This window comes from Akkermansia sp. UNK.MGS-1 (assembly GCF_000980515.1).
GTDB lineage: Bacteria > Verrucomicrobiota > Verrucomicrobiia > Verrucomicrobiales > Akkermansiaceae > Akkermansia > Akkermansia muciniphila.
Map to the genome: position 1 here is coordinate 1 of NZ_LBCB01000014.1, position 14,200 is coordinate 14,200.

The 14,200-nt window shown below is 48.8% G+C and carries 23 protein-coding genes and 1 tRNA gene; 16 read left to right on the forward strand and 8 right to left on the reverse strand.

Annotated features, from left to right (window positions below):
* The 5 genes from WW58_RS08550 to WW58_RS08570 all read left to right on the forward strand — a co-directional run.
* A partial coding sequence (locus tag WW58_RS08550) for a hypothetical protein (RefSeq protein ID WP_046436935.1) occupies positions 1-583 on the forward strand: 583 nt, incomplete at its 5' end.
* Between the two features lie 35 nt (positions 584-618).
* Entirely contained in the window at positions 619-1,029 is a 411-nt protein-coding gene (locus WW58_RS08555; protein WP_012420396.1) for a hypothetical protein, read from the forward strand.
* Positions 1,030-1,041: 12 nt separating this feature from the next.
* Positions 1,042-1,506: a hypothetical protein gene (locus WW58_RS08560; RefSeq protein ID WP_012420397.1), complete on the forward strand. Its 465-nt coding sequence runs from the start codon at positions 1,042-1,044 to the stop codon at positions 1,504-1,506.
* Between the two features lie 4 nt (positions 1,507-1,510).
* The gene (locus WW58_RS08565) at positions 1,511-1,789 is read left to right on the forward strand and encodes a hypothetical protein (protein WP_012420398.1); all 279 of its coding nucleotides are present in this window, start codon (positions 1,511-1,513) and stop codon (positions 1,787-1,789) included.
* A 61-nt stretch (positions 1,790-1,850) separates the two neighbouring features.
* The gene (locus tag WW58_RS08570; RefSeq protein WP_233420545.1) at positions 1,851-2,432 is read left to right on the forward strand and encodes a putative peptidoglycan-binding domain-containing protein; all 582 of its coding nucleotides are present in this window, start codon (positions 1,851-1,853) and stop codon (positions 2,430-2,432) included.
* 66 nt (positions 2,433-2,498) lie between these two features.
* Here WW58_RS08570 and WW58_RS13360 read toward each other — a convergent pair whose 3' ends face one another.
* From WW58_RS13360 to WW58_RS08595, 5 genes are all read right to left on the reverse strand, one after another.
* The gene (locus WW58_RS13360) at positions 2,499-2,942 is read right to left on the reverse strand and encodes a helix-turn-helix domain-containing protein (RefSeq protein ID WP_012420400.1); all 444 of its coding nucleotides are present in this window, start codon (positions 2,940-2,942) and stop codon (positions 2,499-2,501) included.
* Positions 2,943-2,971: 29 nt separating this feature from the next.
* Entirely contained in the window at positions 2,972-3,181 is a 210-nt protein-coding gene (locus tag WW58_RS13365; protein WP_012420401.1) for a type II toxin-antitoxin system HicA family toxin, read from the reverse strand.
* A 220-nt stretch (positions 3,182-3,401) separates the two neighbouring features.
* Positions 3,402-3,998: a hypothetical protein gene (locus tag WW58_RS08590; protein WP_012420402.1), complete on the reverse strand. Its 597-nt coding sequence runs from the start codon at positions 3,996-3,998 to the stop codon at positions 3,402-3,404.
* Between the two features lie 100 nt (positions 3,999-4,098).
* The gene (locus tag WW58_RS13370; RefSeq protein ID WP_157738260.1) at positions 4,099-4,659 is read right to left on the reverse strand and encodes a DUF4339 domain-containing protein; all 561 of its coding nucleotides are present in this window, start codon (positions 4,657-4,659) and stop codon (positions 4,099-4,101) included.
* A gap of 284 nt (positions 4,660-4,943) precedes the next feature.
* Entirely contained in the window at positions 4,944-5,702 is a 759-nt protein-coding gene (locus WW58_RS08595) for a hypothetical protein (RefSeq protein ID WP_012420404.1), read from the reverse strand.
* A 115-nt stretch (positions 5,703-5,817) separates the two neighbouring features.
* On the opposite strand from WW58_RS08595, the gene WW58_RS13375 reads away from it, so the two are divergent.
* Complete coding sequence (locus WW58_RS13375) at positions 5,818-6,030, forward strand: hypothetical protein (protein ID WP_012420405.1); 213 nt, start codon at positions 5,818-5,820, stop codon at positions 6,028-6,030.
* 104 nt (positions 6,031-6,134) lie between these two features.
* Positions 6,135-6,977: a phage antirepressor gene (locus tag WW58_RS08600; RefSeq protein ID WP_167525142.1), complete on the forward strand. Its 843-nt coding sequence runs from the start codon at positions 6,135-6,137 to the stop codon at positions 6,975-6,977.
* A gap of 159 nt (positions 6,978-7,136) precedes the next feature.
* On the opposite strand, the gene WW58_RS08605 is transcribed toward WW58_RS08600, so the two are convergent.
* Complete coding sequence (locus WW58_RS08605) at positions 7,137-7,484, reverse strand: type II toxin -antitoxin system TacA 1-like antitoxin (protein ID WP_012420407.1); 348 nt, start codon at positions 7,482-7,484, stop codon at positions 7,137-7,139.
* Between the two features lie 101 nt (positions 7,485-7,585).
* Here WW58_RS08605 and WW58_RS08610 point away from each other — a divergent pair, with 101 nt between their 5' ends.
* The 9 genes from WW58_RS08610 to WW58_RS13385 all read left to right on the forward strand — a co-directional run bounded on the left by WW58_RS08610 (position 7,586) and on the right by WW58_RS13385 (position 12,600).
* Positions 7,586-7,771, forward strand: coding sequence for a hypothetical protein (locus WW58_RS08610; RefSeq protein ID WP_042448032.1), 186 nt, complete (start codon positions 7,586-7,588; stop codon positions 7,769-7,771).
* Between the two features lie 238 nt (positions 7,772-8,009).
* Positions 8,010-8,276 (forward strand): hypothetical protein, encoded by a 267-nt coding sequence (locus tag WW58_RS08615; RefSeq protein ID WP_046436940.1) that lies wholly within the window; start codon positions 8,010-8,012, stop codon positions 8,274-8,276.
* Positions 8,276-8,629: a hypothetical protein gene (locus tag WW58_RS08620; protein ID WP_012420409.1), complete on the forward strand. Its 354-nt coding sequence runs from the start codon at positions 8,276-8,278 to the stop codon at positions 8,627-8,629. Before WW58_RS08615 ends, WW58_RS08620 begins: the two co-directional genes overlap by 1 nt.
* A gap of 121 nt (positions 8,630-8,750) precedes the next feature.
* Positions 8,751-8,912: a hypothetical protein gene (locus WW58_RS08625; protein ID WP_155844533.1), complete on the forward strand. Its 162-nt coding sequence runs from the start codon at positions 8,751-8,753 to the stop codon at positions 8,910-8,912.
* Positions 8,913-9,001: 89 nt separating this feature from the next.
* Positions 9,002-9,682, forward strand: a complete 681-nt coding sequence (locus WW58_RS08630; RefSeq protein WP_094137904.1) for a hypothetical protein — start codon at positions 9,002-9,004, stop codon at positions 9,680-9,682.
* On the forward strand, positions 9,679-9,918 hold the full coding sequence (locus WW58_RS08635; protein ID WP_143246126.1) for a hypothetical protein: 240 nt from the start codon (positions 9,679-9,681) through the stop codon (positions 9,916-9,918). Before WW58_RS08630 ends, WW58_RS08635 begins: the two co-directional genes overlap by 4 nt.
* 294 nt (positions 9,919-10,212) lie before the next feature.
* Positions 10,213-10,452, forward strand: a complete 240-nt coding sequence (locus WW58_RS08645) for a hypothetical protein (protein WP_012420414.1) — start codon at positions 10,213-10,215, stop codon at positions 10,450-10,452.
* A 3-nt stretch (positions 10,453-10,455) separates the two neighbouring features.
* Positions 10,456-11,265, forward strand: a complete 810-nt coding sequence (locus WW58_RS13380) for a hypothetical protein (protein WP_012420415.1) — start codon at positions 10,456-10,458, stop codon at positions 11,263-11,265.
* 21 nt (positions 11,266-11,286) lie between these two features.
* Positions 11,287-12,600 (forward strand): replicative DNA helicase, encoded by a 1,314-nt coding sequence (locus WW58_RS13385; protein ID WP_012420416.1) that lies wholly within the window; start codon positions 11,287-11,289, stop codon positions 12,598-12,600.
* 27 nt (positions 12,601-12,627) lie between these two features.
* Here the strand turns inward: WW58_RS13385 and WW58_RS08660 are convergent, their stop codons facing one another.
* Together WW58_RS08660 and WW58_RS08665 are read right to left on the reverse strand one after the other, a co-directional pair.
* The gene (locus WW58_RS08660) at positions 12,628-13,878 is read right to left on the reverse strand and encodes a tyrosine-type recombinase/integrase (protein WP_012420417.1); all 1,251 of its coding nucleotides are present in this window, start codon (positions 13,876-13,878) and stop codon (positions 12,628-12,630) included.
* Positions 13,879-14,030: 152 nt separating this feature from the next.
* Positions 14,031-14,105: transfer RNA gene (locus WW58_RS08665), tRNA-Arg, on the reverse strand.
* Between the last annotated feature and the right edge of the window lie 95 nt (positions 14,106-14,200).

Here is a 14,200-nt window from a genome sequence, read left to right on the forward strand (position 1 = left end):
AACGGTCGTGCGCATGGGAAGGGACAGGGACGCATTTACGCTGGTGCCGGATCAGGCGGCGGGCGGCTACAGGATTGGGGAGATTATCGATATTACGTTTGATCATGTCCGGGACGCGGCCGCAGGGGGGTATCACATTCGTGTCCGGGAGATTTATTATTCCAATGCCGAGCAGAAATGGAAGATGAAGACGACGCAGGCCCTCGCGCCGGAGACGTCTTCCAATTCCGGTTATCCCGTCTGCGTGTACGCGGTGGTTTACGAGCAATACCAGGACGGAGGATATGATACCGAAGACAGGGGAGCGTTGTGGCTGCTGCATGGCGGGAATTCCACCCGCGGCTGCGTCAAGATCGCCACGGTGAGGGGAGTCCATTGCTTTGAGAATATTTATCCCTTTTCCGGATATTATCTTGATATGGAGAATGCCAACAGCTGGGCGTTGGCCGGAGCGTTCCTTCCGGCGACGATGCACTTGCATTGCAATAATGTCAATCCGGCGTATTACGGGTTTTCCTCCATGGAGAGCAATATCATTGTCTCCGAGGCGGTGGAGGATTTTGTTGACCCGGAAGCCGAATAAGAAACGACGGAAGAAACGACTACCGAAGATTGAGCATGAATAATTCAGAGATACAGATACAGTTTCCCCGGCCCGGCGAGTGGGGAGAATTCACCCTGACGGCCATTTATCAGGACAAGGGCGGTTATAGACCTCCGGCGCGCTATACGCAGGACGAGATACCAGCGGAACAGACCCCGGCCATGCAGGCCGTCGTTGCCTCTCTGGTGGGCATGGGTGAGGACTGGCAGGCGGTGCAGGTGTGGGCACGGCTGGGAAAAGATGTCCTGACCCTTGCGGAGGATGGTGCCTATACAATGATTGATGCGGTATCTTTGACCGTTGAGGCCGTCCATGCGGAGACCAAAGGCCGCAGGATTTTTACAGTCTCGGACTACCCGGCTTTTATCCTGACCGACCCCGCCGCCGTGGAGTTTTTTCAAGCACTTCACTACCTCTACCAATAACAACATAATCATATGACTACTAATAATCAATGCAATCATGCCGAGGCTATCGCCAGAGAAATGCACATGTACTATGCAGCCCAGGCACACAATGAGTCCAACACTCCAATCCCTCACTGGGCAGACCTGACGGAAAACGATCAACAAGGATGGATTGCCGTAGCAAATACTGCCCTCCCGATCATCGGTAAGCATGCGCTGGAAGATGTTCGGGCCTATCTCGGCCTCAAGGCTTCCGGCGCGTCCACTTGGTGGAAAAAGGCCCTATATGCAGCCGGAGCGGTTATCGCTGGCGCCATCCTTGGCGGCTTGGGAATGTCCCTCTCCGGCTGCGGTCATTCCGTGGACGTAACGCCGGGCCGCGCCGAGGTATGCAAAGACGGCTCCTGCCTCGTCATTGAGCAGGGACATATCTCCTATTCCCAGGCCCAGCCGGAAACGGACGTTCCGCCCGTTGTTCAACCTCTGAAAAAGTGAAGCCATGACCGGATCTGTTGTCAACGCGGGCCTGCTGGGGGCTAATGCCCTGTCCGTGATTGCGTCCGTCACGTCAGGCAACCCCTTTTTGGAGTACATTCAAAACGGGGCCAGCGTGGCCGCGGTCATGGGAATTTTTCTGTGGCGGGAAATGAAACGGGCGGAACGTTATGAGCGGCTCTATGACGAGGAACGCAAAAAACGCATTGATGCGGAAAATAAATGTTCCGGCTGCGAGTTCACGCGCAAGGCGCATGAAGAATTCCTGGACAACAGGGACTAGTTTCAACTGTAAAGTTTTTCTTACAAGTTCTAACCAGTTCTAACAGAAATAATTGATAACTATGAATCCTACAGAAAGAAAGATGGCTGCGGCCATCCTCCGGTTTGAAGACAGCCGCGTCACCGGGCCTGATTCCCTGCGCGTTTCCCGCCTTCCCGCCGCCGACAAGGGCGGCAAGTGGGAGATTTGCGGCATTTGCAACGGTATTGAACCGGACGTGTTTAACAGGTTGAAGGCCCTGCTGGATGCCGGAAGACGTGAAGACGCCTGGGAAGGTTGTCTTCAGTACGTCCTGGATAATACCGCCGCCGTGCGTTCCTGGCTGGGTTCTGACGCTTTTCCTGGCGTTGAATTCATCCTGCGGGACCATTTTTTCAATTCCGGGAGCAGGAATACCGGGAAGATCCTGCAACGTGCGCTGAATATTCACGGTGCCGGGCTCACGGTGGACGGGATTGTCGGCCCCAAGACCCGGCAGGAACTACAGGACCAGCTGGCCGCCACGGGTGAAGCGGTGTTCCTTATCGCTCTGCAGGAGAAGCGTCAGGCGTTTTACCGTTCGTGCAAGCAGTTCCCGACCTTCGGGCGTGGCTGGTTGAACCGCTGCGACGATGCGTTCAGCGTGGCCCAGGAGCTTGTTTAGGGTTATTTGTTTCTATCCACGCCCCCTATTTGAGGGGGCTTTTTTTGTTGCCTGGGCAAAATAACGTCAGGAATTGATCAATTCAGGATGCTTTTCAATAAGGTCAAGCAATTTTGCGGAAGGGCCGCAGGGGCGCCGCAAGCCGTGTTCCCATTTGACCAGCGTGGAAGGACTGACTCCCAGCACGGCGGCAAAATCTTTCTGACTCATTCCCTGGCTTTTCCTTAACCGCGCAATGCTTTTTTCATTGCCTGTTTCGCGGAAAGGTGACGGAGAAATAGCTATGGACCGGGGCTGGGGGAGTTCCATTCCCTTTTCCAGATAACGTTCAATATACATTTCCGCCACTTCCTGAAGGTTGCGGTTGACTTCTTCCAGGGTTTCCCCGTGGGTGCAGTCCTTTTCAAAATCAGGCAGGGAACCGATGTAGCAATTATCTTCATCGCTCCACCGGATGAAACGGCTGTATTTCCCGGCAAGCGCCTTCATGTCCTGTTCAGTCATTTTCATAGTTGTTTTTCTTGGGGTTGCAAGGGAGCTTACGCTCCCTTGCTTTTTGCCTCTTCTATCTTCTCCCTGACGTGCTTGACCAGATAGGGCTTGGCATCGTCTCCATCATGCCCGCAGATGGTCGCTACCGTACCGGAGGCCCGATGCTCATACTGACGGTGGGAACCTTTGCCGCGGCCCGTATTGTCAAAGCCCGCCTTGCGAAGATCGGCAACTAGTTGTCGTATCTTAGGAGGCATGCCTACAATATAGTTGCACAATGTGAAAATAGCAAGGATTGTTTTCACATTGTGTCATTTTTTGCTGAGGCAGAACTATTGTCTTTCTTAGGATACCCAAGAAAAATATTCTTATTTCTCTTGTCTTGGCTTGTCTTTAGACAATTCCTTGGGACAAAGGGAAGATGGGAGTTTCATTTTATCCATGGAAATAGGACGGAGATATACTGGTTTTCTGTCACTATGTGTGATTAATTCCTTGTTCGACTTTCTCGTTTGTCTGTTGTTGATTGGCTGTTCTGGCATGGCTGTTTGATATGGCTTCAAAGGAAAGATATACAGTACTTGCTAATGCGAACAAGAATAAAAGAAATGCTGCGTTGTTGCAATATTTTACTATTTTATCCATTTTATTTGCTTCTTCATCACTTTTGGCAGCTTGTTTTTCATCTCCATTTTGTTGATGAGCTATTTTGTTAGCGTACTCACGATGAAGCGTTGCGCCAGCAAGGAATGAAATCATTACACAAGAAACAACTGCTGCCCACAAAATCAGTGATATACGAAAATGTATGGTAGAAAGTATTATATTTTCTCCTTTTAGCAGATATATTAGACCAATGGCGGAGGATGAAATTGTTATAGTTGTTTTGTCCCAATTGGCTTGCGCTCGTGATGAAACTTCCAACGCACGAAGCCTTTCTTGTTGTTGTATTTTATAGTTTTCTATAGTAAGAGTATTTTCAAAATCACAGCGAATTTTTTCAGTTTCATCTATTTGTTGCTTTGGGGCTTGTTCGGGGTTATTTCCCGTTGTAAAGGATAGATGGAAATTCATAATAAATATTTGCTAGTTCAATGAATAAATATAAAATTAAGAACTTTTTCTATTTGCTTTCTCTTACTATATTTTCACATTCATTTTTATTTAATAAAGATTATTTTTTGCGTTTTTTGATGAATAAACGGATAATAGGCATCGCAAAAAGTATCGAAAAAATTAGAAATACGATGCCCAAATGTCCAAACCCCGAAAGTCTTGATGTGCTGAAGAAGCATAGTCCGCTAACTACCAGACAAAAAATACCTCCTATGTAACGACAAATAGTGCGGTCTCCTACTACATGAGCCCAATAAGCAATAAATAGGTATCCCAGAATGGCAGGGAAAAGAGACAAGATAACAGTAGATGGTTCTCCGTATTTCCTAAAACAAGGTGTGGCTATAAGAGGAAGTGAGATAATCATAAAGATAGTGCCAACTCCTGTCCATATAGTCGCTGAGATTGAAGTATCAACATTCTTTTTTCTCTGATACAGTTGAGGCGCTACTTCTACCGGAGTGGAAAAAAGAGCGCCATAAGTGACCCATGCGGGAGCCCCTTCCGGGCAAACAGGAGTCTGGTTATCAATTGTTTCTTGGGATTTTAACGCCTTCAGATATTCAACAGGATAAGGCCCTGACACTTCTCCATTCAGAGATATAAAATAATTCGGCATAGTTGGCATTTTATTATCTTTTGATCAAGATACAACAAAAAAGCCTCATGACCTGGAGGCCAAGGAGGGATCAGATGGAGACAGTTCTTGGACACAGGGTTCAAGGAGGTCAAGCCTTCTTCCACCTGTTCAGGTTTTCCCGTCTCTTTGAAGCCACTTCTTGATGTAACTCTTCGAGTGTATTCGTTAAAAATATCATACCAAAAAAGAGAAAACAAGAGAGAAGGCTTCTGGAAATGGATCAAAAAGTCCAGCAGTTGTTAAGCTTGGTTGACAGGGGAATTTTAGAATGGGATTTCGTCATCCATATTGTCCCATGGGAAGAGAGAGCCTTCTTCTTTTTTTAAAAAATTATCTAAGTCTTTATTAATACGTTCTTCTGCCCATTTTCTCAACACGCTTGCAACCCATTCGCTGAAATTTGAAAAACCATCTATTTTGGCAGCTACCCTCGCATACAGAAGTGGGAAATTATCACTTACTACAACTCCCCAATATTCATCTGTTGGAATGTCAGATAAGGCAACCATTGAGGCTTCAGCTTGCTCCATTGTAAGAATGTTAAATTTGATATTTTTCTTTTTACATTTTTCCTTCTCTTGAAGCAGTAGTTCACGAGTTTTGCTTGTAAGTATATTAGTAATTATTGATATGTGACTTCTATTAATAGTAATCTCTGATTGTGGATTATAAAAAACATTCTCTATTTCAGCATTTAATGCATATGCCATCAATGAGGCATCAGCTTCATCAACCACCGCAATATAAAATTGTTTCTTGGGAATATTATACGCCTTTGGAGATGGATCGAAATCCGGATTTATAAAATGATAGCGATTGTCTTTATGATAATTTACCTGAAGTGCATCAATACTATCAACATTCTCTTCAATAATAGGATTCCCTCCGTAAAACCAATTTTTAACTGTTCCTTCTGACTTCCCCAACCAGCTAGCTAGCCACTTCATAGAAAGACCTCGGTCTCGAAGCCAAGCTCTGACATTCTGCTTATAGATGGCTTGAGGATCTTTTTCTTCATCCATAGATTTATATAGTGTGATTATATGTGATATGTCAAGCCATGTGCGAGTAATTTTTTCACATGCTAAAATATTTTGGTGGACTTTATGTGAGATTATATGATATCACATCACACATATGAGCAACATCAGCAATCTTACTGCTACGGAACTAGCACAGTCACTCCGAGTACATAAAAACACCGTTTCTATGTGGGCTCGCATGGGGATGCCCTGCATCTACATTGGCAGAGTCACGGAACCTCGCCGCGGAGCTCGCCCTCGTTACGATCTGGAAAAGGTGAAAGCCTGGCTGGAAGAACGGAGCAAGAAAAGAACTTCCGTGGCTTGAGTAAGCCTCTCGTCCGACATGCGGCCCATGTCGAAAACAACGAAGGCCACCTGCGCCAACAGGTGACCTTTAATAACGGGCGTGAGCCCAACTAACGTAAGTAAATGATTAATAATATCATCAACCACAAAACGCAAGGCGAAAATGCCTTGATGCCGCAGAACGGTGTTGTACCGTTCCAGAACGAAACCCTGAACTGCACGGTCCGCGCCGTGGTGAAGGACGGGGAACCCTGGTTTGTCGCAAAGGATGTTTGCGATGCGCTGGAAATTGGTAATGTATCCCAAGCCGTCAGCTACTTGGATGAAGATGAAAAGAGCAACATCATTACTAATGATATTGCTCAAAACGGAGGTCGCGCACCTCTCATCATCAATGAATCCGGACTTTACTCTCTAATTCTCCGCTCCCGCAAGCCGGAGGCGAAGAAGTTCAAGAAGTGGGTGACCGCTGAGGTCCTTCCCTCCATCCGGAAGCATGGTGTGTACGCCACCGGAGAGAAGCTGGAAGAAATGCTTGCCGACCCGGATACCATGATTCTGACGCTTCAGGCATTGAAAGCTGAACGGGAGAAGAGAAAAGCTCTTGAAGCAAAAGCTGCGGAAGATGCTCCCTATGCATATTTCGGACGATGCGTGGAAGTTTCCGAGGGCTGCATCCTGATTGGAGAATTTGCCAAGATTCTCGCTCAGAATGGAATGGAGACAGGACAAAACCGTTTGTTTGAGTATCTACGCAATGAAGGCATTATGGGGAGGCACGGCAATCGTCACAATGTTCCAGCCCAAGAGTATATTGAAGCTGGGTATTTCCGTCTCACTTACCGGGTTATTCAGCGTTCCGACGGTTCACAGCAGTCCAAACCGACACCGTATTTGACACCCCGCGGTCAAATATGGTTGATGAAGCGTTTGGGATTAACCATTGAGAATATACCTGCTGCCTAAGATTTTACATCTGGTGCGTGTATTCGAATTTGGCTCAACCAGCAAAAATTTCCCCGTTTCCTTTTGGAAACGGGGACTTGACCTGAGTTCTGCTGCCTCAATCTAAATCCAAGTTATGAAGACAACAACCCTACATCACCACAGAATCCTCAATGAGGATTATTCTCCCGCGTCTTCCAGCGCAGCACTACGGATGAACTCCTCAATAGTTTGCCCGCTGATTTGTGCGGCCTTGGAAATGAGTTTTAAATCATCTTCCGAAAGAGGAACCGCTACCGCTGCAACACCATTCAATATAGGGACAGAGGATGCTGTCTTGGCCGCTTCTTCTCCTTGCCTATTTATTTCTTTCCGGATTAGCTCAAGCTTGGCCGGAGGAATTATGCCTTTAGATCGAAACCAATCATCCACGGACGCCTTTTTAACAAAGCATTTCTGAGCCAACCATTCACGGCTTTTTTTATTTTTCTTTAGCCAAGATTTGATGAGTTCCTTTTCATTCTCCATGAGGAGAGTATGAGGAAAAATCCTCATTATGCAAGTAAAATATTTGATGTCTTTCCGCAAAAATAGATTGACTAGTGATGAAAAATCCTCAATATGGAAATATGAACGCGACAGAAAAACACGAAGAACGGATTTCCCTTCCCGCATCGGTCCTCCTCTTAGAGGAGGGAATCGCCCGGGGATTGGGAATAACGATAGGAGAACGCATGAGAGCCTTGGCAATAGCGAAAGCTCAAAGAGTGCTCACCTCGAAGAAGAACGTTGAACCCAAAAAGCCCGCAGCCTAATGGAAGAAGCCCTGATTGACGAATTTATCCGGCTCGGCTGGCACGAACTTTAATCTGCACTGTGACAATGAATTCACATGAAATGTTCCACCGGACAATCAGTCACGGCCCATATGCCGGGATGGTGGAAACAATTACAAATAAAAATTGTAAATTCGCGGTCCGGTGCTGTTGGTGCAGTTACCCCTCCGAAAGGGGTAACACTTACTACTCCGTTGTTACGGACAGTCATGGAGCATTGCATAGCCTTGATTTCCTGTGCGCTTCCTGTGCCCGTGAACACATCAATGGTATTCCGGACAGGGCAGGGAAGAGCCCCTATCAGTCCCTTGATCCCCGGAAGGAACTTCGCCTCCTGCAAGCCCGCAAGAATAGAGACAGGGCACGCCGGCACCAGGCCGTGACGCATCTGCTCTTTTGGCTGGTAATCGCTTTTGCCTGTGTGGCTGTGGCGGCCTTCATCGTCTGCGCCTCTTACACAATAACAAAAATCGTCTTAGGATAATGGACGCCAATGATCAACGTTTGATAGAAGGGTTGTTTGCCCGCATTGACCGCCTGGTTGCGATCATGGAAGGGAAATACTGCCCTGAAACAAGCGGTGAAACCTGGCTGCGTGCGGAAGAGCTTCTCAAACTGCCCCAGTTCCGGCATCGCAAGGGCCGCGTATGGCTCTATGAACTGGCGAAGACGTCACCGGATATCATGAAAAAGGACTGTCTGCCGCATCAAAAGCGGGGCGCCACCCTCTGGTGCGTGGAACGTATTTCCAAGGCCATGAAAGAGAATACCGCAAAAATCCTTTCTTTTGACGGTTTATCAAAACCGTCCCGCCCTCACGGCATGAGGAAACAATAACCATTAGAAAATACATAATACAATGATTACAAGCAATATTGATACTGCATCTAAACCTGTTCAGGCAAAGCCTTTTGATACAGGCGACAGGGTAATGTTAAATTCCCAGTTAATTATCACCATGCCTAACCGTGGAAGGACTTATCGTTTTTCTCCGGAAGATGAATTTGTCGTGGTGCGGCGCAAGGACGAGAGCAATTTCTACGTCGCCTTTATCAAGGCTCCCTGGCTGGGCGTCTTTGAGTTGAATGACGAAGGCTTCTCCTTGTGCGACGAAGACTAACGATTTCTTCACGCCTCTGTCCGGGGCGCGTCGATTGAACCTGATTAAATAATAATAGTTAATTGATAATAAATAAGATTATGATCGCTATGAATACGACTACAGCACTACTGGTAAACGCAGAACCCCTCTCCCGCGGCAACGGGAAAGGGGCGGATGTTGTGAATAATGGCAAGACGGCTAATCCTATCATTGCTCACAAGCCAGTAAGTACGACAGACGGGAAGCCCTGTCAACCGGCAAAGGCTGCCAGAACGGCCAAGAAGCCCGCCGCCCCCAGGAAGAAGCGGTACGATGAAGAGGATTTGATAGCCTTCGGAGAGAATGCTTTCATGCTCCGGGGCGCTGCAGAAGCCATTTTGGACATGTTCCATGCCTTGTTCTATGCCGATGACAACCAGGAAGAGGTTGTCAATGGCGTGAAGGGAGCCTTCGATGAGGCCGCCATTCTTCTGCAAAATGCAGCGAATGCGTTTGAAGAGAAGATTCCTTTCAAGGTTTTGGACAAGAGGCGGAAGACTTTTTTTGCCCTGACGGAAATAGATGAAAAAGACAGCGATGTTCTTGCCGCGATTACTGCTATCAATTCCGGTTTTATCCAGTGGGATGAAGGAAGTGTTTACGTGAAGGCGACACGTTGCGAAATGGCAACTCTTCTGCTTAACCGCGCATTGGAAAGCGCCAAGAAGTCCTTCTACCTTGCCGAAGACTCAACATCAAACCCCGCCCTTGCCGCAACGCTTGCTTCCATGAAAGGAGGGCACAGGTGATGAAGGTTGTTACCCTGAAGATTCCCATCTCACAATCTATTTATGATACCGCCAAATTTGCGGTGGAAGAAGGGGTGGCGAGAAGCGAAGAAGAGTTCCTGGCCCGCATTGCGCTCAAAGGAATTTTCTCTGATCTTTTTGAAGACGTGCAACCGCACTTGGACGACTATTTGGACGAGATGGTTAACAACGTCTATCCCGAGGAACTTGCCGGGGAAGAAAGGAGGACTGTATGACTTCTGAAGAGGGAACAGACGTTCTTCTGAAGGTTTACGAAAGTCTTTTCTTACAAGAAAGCAATCTGGTTAAGCTTCTGGAAAATCATTCGGGAGGCCTTATTGAACGAGACCGGATAATGTCCATCATGCGGAGACTGAAACGTTTACGTGCTGATACTTACGGTTTGGTTACGCAAAGGTGGCTTAATGCAAAACTTCATGGAAAGGAGGGGGGCGATGAAGCACCTTTATATTGACCAATCAGGCCGCGGCGTCCGTGCTGGAGTTGAAAATGAGGCAGTTTGCTTTCCTATGGAAACACCAGAACAGGAAGAACGCCGCTGCATTCAGGAGCTTTGCCGCATTAAGGGGGAATTGGGGCGTACAGGCCGCTACGGCGTGTATTTTGACCTTACAGGCCCGGAAATAGAGTTTTGGGTAGAAGAGTTCGGCAAGCCGGGCTTTCTGATCTGCATCAAACACCAGGACGCCGGCACGGTGCTGGATTACGTCCGCAAGAGGTGTGATGAACTACGTTTGATTGAACCATAGAACATGCCTAATAGAATCATCAGGGAAGGGTTTCTGACATCCGACAAGGTCGATAAGCTGAGTTGGGTGGAAGAGTGCTTCTATCATCGTCTTTTACTTGCTGTAGATGACTATGGACGGTATCACGCCGACCCTCCTCTACTGATCGGAAAGATAATGCCTCGCAAAATAGGCAATGTCAGTAACCAGGACATAGAAAAGTGGCTCACCGCTTGTGTGACCGCGGGTCTTGTAAGGGTGTACGGTGTCGAAGGGAAGCGTTATCTGGAGGTCTTGCAGTTCGACCAAAGGACCAGGGCGAAGAAGAGTAAGTTTCCTGCCCCTGATGAAGAAAAAACTGACGCTTGTCAGTCAAATGACGGACATGTGTCAGACATATGTCAGTCACGTGACCGTCATCCGCTCGCCTATACGGAGACGGAGTCGAATACGAATACGTATACGAAATCGGAAACGGAGACGGAGACGGAGACGGAGACGAAGGAAGCTGCGCCTGACGGCTCGCTTGCGGCTCCTTCTCGTTCTTCACTTCCTCTTCCTTCCTCACCGGAAGAGGTGGAAGCCTACCTGAAAAACGAGGTAGCCAGATGCCGCTTGAAGCTGCTCCCCAGGGACGTTTCGGAATGCGCCCTGCAATACTGGGCGGACCGGGGCGGCTCCGGCTGGGTGGACAAGTTCTCCTGCCCCATTGCCGATTGGAAAGCCAATGCCCTGGGCTACGCCCTGCGCTGGGCAAGAAATCTTGATGCCAAAGGGCAACTACCCGGAGAGGAAAGCGACCCCTTCGATCCAAAATTTAGAAAAAATATTTAACCCTCAAAAAGAGAAACCATCATGCATTTTACAGAAACACAACTCAACGCCGAAAAGACCGTTCTTGGCAACTGCATTGACGGCGCCGACAAGGTAGCCGCCCTGATCGAGCAAGGTTTCACGAAGGCTCATTTTGTCCTTCTGGCCCATCAGAAGGTCTGGAGCGCCTTTGAGACTCTGGCCAAGACTCCAGAAAAGGTCAATATCACCGACCTGATCCAGCACCTGGAAGCCGCCGGCGAGCTTGAATCCGTAGGAGGTCACGCCGGGCTTGTCGAGCTTTCAACCAGCTTTGCCTACCATTTCCAGTTCGAGCCCTCCGTGAAGATTCTGGTGGAAGCCAAGAAGAAGCGGGATGTGGAATCCCTGTTCATTTCCGGGCTGGAAAATCTTCAAAACCCAACCCTGAGCAAAGACGAAGTGCTGGCGGAAGCCGAAAAGGTGATGTCCTCCTTACGGGAAAGTTACGGAGTGGCCCAAGTGGCGCGTATGGCTGATGGCACACAGAAGGTGGTGGAAGGGTTGGAGTTTCGCATCAAGAATCCAGGACAGACCAAGGGGCTTCCTACCGGCTACCCCTCCCTGGACAGGATGCTGGACGGCTTACAGAACACGGCTATGGTGGTCATCGGAGCCCGGCCGGCCGTGGGGAAGACTTCCTTCATGACCAACATTCTGTACAATCTGGCCGCCGAAGGGGTGCCAGTAGGCATGTTCTCCCTGGAAATGTCCAAGGAGCAGTTGCTTGAACGCACGCTTTTTGGCATGTCCAAAATCAATGCGGCCAATCTGCGCCGAGGCATCAAGCTGACCAAGTGGCAGCAGGATGCTTTCACCAACGCGGTTCGCAAGGTAAGGAGCCTGCCTTTCTTCGTGGACGACCGGGGCGCCTTGAGGATTGACCAGATCCAGGCGACCGCCCGGCGCATGGTGGCGGACCACGGCGTGAGGTGCATCGGCGTGGATTACCTGCAGCTTGCCAATCCTACCGGACGCCAGGCGTCCCGGGAACGGGAGGTGTCGGAGATTTCCGCCGGCCTCAAAGCCCTGGCCAAGGAACTGAATATTCCGGTGATCGTGTTGGCCCAGTTGAACCGGGAAGCGGAGAAACGCGCCGGGAAGGAAGCCGGGGTTCCCCGTGTGTCCGATTTGAGGGATTCAGGGTCTATCGAACAGGACGCTGATCAGATATTGTTGCTCTACAGGCCTTACGTCATGGACAAAAACGCAGATCCGGCAGAGGCGAAAATCATCGTCGGCAAGAACCGCTTCGGGGAGATTGGTTACATTGACCTGAAATGGGACGCTGCCGCCACGACTTACAGGGAGGTTTAAAACATGATATCACTATTTAAGGTAGTGCTACAATTTGGGAAGCTTTTCAAGGGCTTGTGTAAACTCCTTGGCTCCAAAGTCGATGTATCCTTCATGGACTTCCCGGGAATCGTGCCCCACAATGGCTTGCACAAGAGCAGGGGGAACACCGGCGTCATGTAACATGGTTGTTGCCGTATAGCGGAGGCTGTGGAAGGACAATTCATTGACGTGGCGCCGCGTCTCTGTGCCGTTTCCTTCCTGCTTTTTGTATTTTTTGCCTGCAGCCAGAGGGTCTTTGGCAATAAGGCCACACTGGTACAGGATGTGGCTAAAGATATTTGACAGGCGTCCGGATCCCTTGCTTTCAAAAATATTCGCGCATTCAGGATGCAGGAAGTCCCCAGGAGCTTCTTTCTTCCGTTGCTGCAGGTGTTTTTTCAGCGCCGGAAAAATCGGAATCATCAGAGGCTTTCCCTTTTTCTGCGTGGTCATCCGGATAACGCCTCGTTTCTCGTCAACCTGGGACCACCGGAGCGTTGCCACGTCTCCCAATCTTTGACCGCCCGTATAGAGGCACGTTTTCACCATGGAGCGCCATTCCGGATTGCATGCGGCCATTACCTTTTCAAGCTCTTCCAATTCGAATTTCCGCCGTTTGACGGCTTTCCCCTTGTGAGGCTTGGTAATCGCCGTAAAGGGGTTGGTTTCAATAATTTTATAATCAACTGCCGCCTGGAACGCCGCGGAAACCAGCGTAAGAGCAATATTGGCGGTAGATGGTGAGACACGGGAAAGAAGATGGTTTTTGAAATCGTCCAGCATCAGAGGAGTAATGCGATCCAGAGGCAGGTTGATACGTTCTCCCATTGAGGCGCGAAATTTGTCAAAGGCTTGTTTGTAGTTCGCTATGGATGCGGGTTTAAGCCCATTGCGCGTAATGCGCCGCATGTGGTCATCAAGCCATAATTTGACAGAGGGCATTTCCATAGATTCTCCGGTCAATTCCGTGGACAATGCGGAAATGGCCCGGCGTAATTGATAGGCCGGCAGGTTTGCCCGCGCCGTTGATTCAAGGGCGTCCGCCAGGCGTTGTGCCTTGGTCATAGCCTGTTCCCTGGTCAGGACGTTCAGCTGCTTCCCCATGGACTCTGCGGCTTCTTTTACTTCCCTTGTTACCGTGGCGGGGGTATGCTTGATTTTGGTTGACAGCCGGACCAGTTTCCAGCCTGTAGCGGTTCTCACGCGGTATTGTGCGTACCAGTAAGGGCTGTTCGGCTTTTTATAGATGGAGGCCATGATTTAGTGGTATCAATAGTGTGCTCTTTTTGCAAGTTGTATCACCATGTTTCAAGATGTTTTTGTGTTTTCTGAAATTTCGTAAGAGCTTTGTTTAGAGTGGAATAAAATCAAAAAGGCCGTCTCCGGAGAGACAGCCTTTTTCTTGAAACTGGTAGGCCCGGTAGGAATCGAACCTACATCGTCGGTACCGGAAACCGATGTCCTATCCATTGAACGACGAGCCCATGTTCCCGAGGAACGAGAGAAATAGAATAGAAAAAACGGGCCGGATGCAAGTATTTTTATGCCGGTGACGGGATTGGCATGATGAAAATATGAA

Bases quoted from the DNA above. Each gene is read 5' to 3' on its own strand.
- WW58_RS08555 (WP_012420396.1), top strand. From the start codon at position 619: ATGAATAATTCAGAGATACAGATACAGTTTCCCCGGCCCGGCGAGTGG.
- WW58_RS08560 (WP_012420397.1), top strand. From the start codon at position 1,042: ATGACTACTAATAATCAATGCAATCATGCCGAGGCTATCGCCAGAGAA.
- WW58_RS08565 (WP_012420398.1), top strand. From the start codon at position 1,511: ATGACCGGATCTGTTGTCAACGCGGGCCTGCTGGGGGCTAATGCCCTG.
- WW58_RS08570 (WP_233420545.1), top strand. From the start codon at position 1,851: ATGAATCCTACAGAAAGAAAGATGGCTGCGGCCATCCTCCGGTTTGAA.
- WW58_RS13360 (WP_012420400.1), bottom strand. From the start codon at position 2,942: ATGAAAATGACTGAACAGGACATGAAGGCGCTTGCCGGGAAATACAGC.
- WW58_RS13365 (WP_012420401.1), bottom strand. From the start codon at position 3,181: ATGCCTCCTAAGATACGACAACTAGTTGCCGATCTTCGCAAGGCGGGC.
- WW58_RS08590 (WP_012420402.1), bottom strand. From the start codon at position 3,998: ATGAATTTCCATCTATCCTTTACAACGGGAAATAACCCCGAACAAGCC.
- WW58_RS13370 (WP_157738260.1), bottom strand. From the start codon at position 4,659: ATGCCGAATTATTTTATATCTCTGAATGGAGAAGTGTCAGGGCCTTAT.
- WW58_RS08595 (WP_012420404.1), bottom strand. From the start codon at position 5,702: ATGGATGAAGAAAAAGATCCTCAAGCCATCTATAAGCAGAATGTCAGA.
- WW58_RS13375 (WP_012420405.1), top strand. From the start codon at position 5,818: ATGAGCAACATCAGCAATCTTACTGCTACGGAACTAGCACAGTCACTC.
- WW58_RS08600 (WP_167525142.1), top strand. From the start codon at position 6,135: ATGATTAATAATATCATCAACCACAAAACGCAAGGCGAAAATGCCTTG.
- WW58_RS08605 (WP_012420407.1), bottom strand. From the start codon at position 7,484: ATGGAGAATGAAAAGGAACTCATCAAATCTTGGCTAAAGAAAAATAAA.
- WW58_RS08610 (WP_042448032.1), top strand. From the start codon at position 7,586: ATGAACGCGACAGAAAAACACGAAGAACGGATTTCCCTTCCCGCATCG.
- WW58_RS08620 (WP_012420409.1), top strand. From the start codon at position 8,276: ATGGACGCCAATGATCAACGTTTGATAGAAGGGTTGTTTGCCCGCATT.
- WW58_RS08625 (WP_155844533.1), top strand. From the start codon at position 8,751: ATGCCTAACCGTGGAAGGACTTATCGTTTTTCTCCGGAAGATGAATTT.
- WW58_RS08630 (WP_094137904.1), top strand. From the start codon at position 9,002: ATGAATACGACTACAGCACTACTGGTAAACGCAGAACCCCTCTCCCGC.
- WW58_RS08645 (WP_012420414.1), top strand. From the start codon at position 10,213: ATGGAAACACCAGAACAGGAAGAACGCCGCTGCATTCAGGAGCTTTGC.
- WW58_RS13380 (WP_012420415.1), top strand. From the start codon at position 10,456: ATGCCTAATAGAATCATCAGGGAAGGGTTTCTGACATCCGACAAGGTC.
- WW58_RS13385 (WP_012420416.1), top strand. From the start codon at position 11,287: ATGCATTTTACAGAAACACAACTCAACGCCGAAAAGACCGTTCTTGGC.
- WW58_RS08660 (WP_012420417.1), bottom strand. From the start codon at position 13,878: ATGGCCTCCATCTATAAAAAGCCGAACAGCCCTTACTGGTACGCACAA.